The sequence below is a fragment of the Arthrobacter silviterrae genome (assembly GCF_011045165.1).
GTDB classification, from domain to species: domain Bacteria; phylum Actinomycetota; class Actinomycetes; order Actinomycetales; family Micrococcaceae; genus Specibacter; species Specibacter silviterrae.
The window spans coordinates 1-1,190 of sequence record NZ_JAAKZI010000090.1; the positions used below are offsets into that span (position 1 = coordinate 1).

Consider the following 1,190-nt stretch of genomic DNA (forward strand, 5'->3'; position numbering starts at 1 on the left):
CGTCGAGTTCGAACAGGCCCTGCAGCAGGAAAACAACAATGAAGAAGCACTCACGCAAGCAGCGTGAGATAGATCACGTGTCCACTACTTGCGGGGAACCCCATTTCTACCCAAAGGATCGGATAGGGGTGGCTTCAGAAAAAGGAAGAATCGTACGCCAAGGTCGCCTGGAGAAAGGTCTTGGCGGGACCACCGCTTGTCGACTGAAGAGGGCAAAGACCGCCCGTAACGGGAACCATCCGCGCGCCAGTTCCGCGTGTGCCTGCCAGGTGACCGCTAGTCACAAAGAAAATCCCCCCTATGATGTAGGTCTCCTGCTCGTCCGGAATACGAAACACCGCTTTTGAGACCATAATTGCCTTATGGCTATTAGTACGGGTGGAATTGTTGAAGATTGGGGTCCGCCGCGCTGGGCGCTTCAGGAGGTCAAAAAGCAGGTGGCGACCTTTGCACCCAGACAATCGGACCAAGATTATGTCGTGGACGTGGCATTTCGTTCATGGCATCTGCACAAAGAACCCGAGTTTACCGGCGTTCAGGCTGCCATGGTAGGGCGCAAGCAGCGACGGTTTATTGTCTGGCATTCGGTCCCCAAGGGGCTGGATACTGCTGAGGCTGTTCGTGACTGGCTGGTCAGTGTGCTTCCCGAGACGGCGCGACTGGTCCGGGAGTATCTCCCTGGGAAGTCGAAGTCCTACCCGTCTGAGGAACTCGCAGCCGAGATCGACGGTCTGCGTGAGATGCTGTTACGAACGGAATATGTCGTCCATTCACCGACGTGACATTCCAACGCGGCGACAGCTTACCAAGGGCTAGCGGGGCCGGTCGCTGAGTTGTTCGAGCGTCGCAATTATTACCTTGCGAAGTTCTTCGGCATCAGAGTAGGGTGCGCCCGTGCCCGGGGAGTAGAGCGAAAGCGTATAGAGCAGCTCGTCGGCTCGCGCGTCATCGAAGTATTCATCGAGTAGAACGCCTTCGAGTGCTTGCGCGGCAACAATGGAGTCGTCCCCGGCCAAGATATTGGCAGCAGCCTCGTGGAGAGGCTCTGAAACCGTCATGGCAAAAGACTACCCCCGGGATTTCTTGATGGAGCGTGCGCTCATAAATCCTGTCCCGTAAGCCGGTCCCCTAAGCGGAACATGCCACAAAAATTTCCATAACTAGATTAACGGCGAGTTTCCGCAGGCATC

Annotated in this window: 2 protein-coding genes; one reads left to right on the forward strand and one right to left on the reverse strand. The window is 56.1% G+C overall.

Translation table 11 applies throughout. The features are described from left to right. Positions 1–362 precede the first annotated feature (362 nt). Positions 363–782, forward strand: coding sequence for a hypothetical protein (locus G6N77_RS19510; protein WP_165183832.1), 420 nt, complete (start codon positions 363–365; stop codon positions 780–782). A gap of 30 nt (positions 783–812) precedes the next feature. Here G6N77_RS19510 and G6N77_RS19515 read toward each other — a convergent pair whose 3' ends face one another. Next, positions 813–1,058 (reverse strand): hypothetical protein, encoded by a 246-nt coding sequence (locus tag G6N77_RS19515; RefSeq protein ID WP_165183833.1) that lies wholly within the window; start codon positions 1,056–1,058, stop codon positions 813–815. Positions 1,059–1,190: the final 132 nt, after the last annotated feature.

Excerpts from the sequence above, each read along its gene's own strand:
- G6N77_RS19515 (WP_165183833.1), bottom strand. The coding sequence starts at position 1,058 with ATGACGGTTTCAGAGCCTCTCCACGAGGCTGCTGCCAATATCTTGGCC.
- G6N77_RS19510 (WP_165183832.1), top strand. The coding sequence starts at position 363 with ATGGCTATTAGTACGGGTGGAATTGTTGAAGATTGGGGTCCGCCGCGC.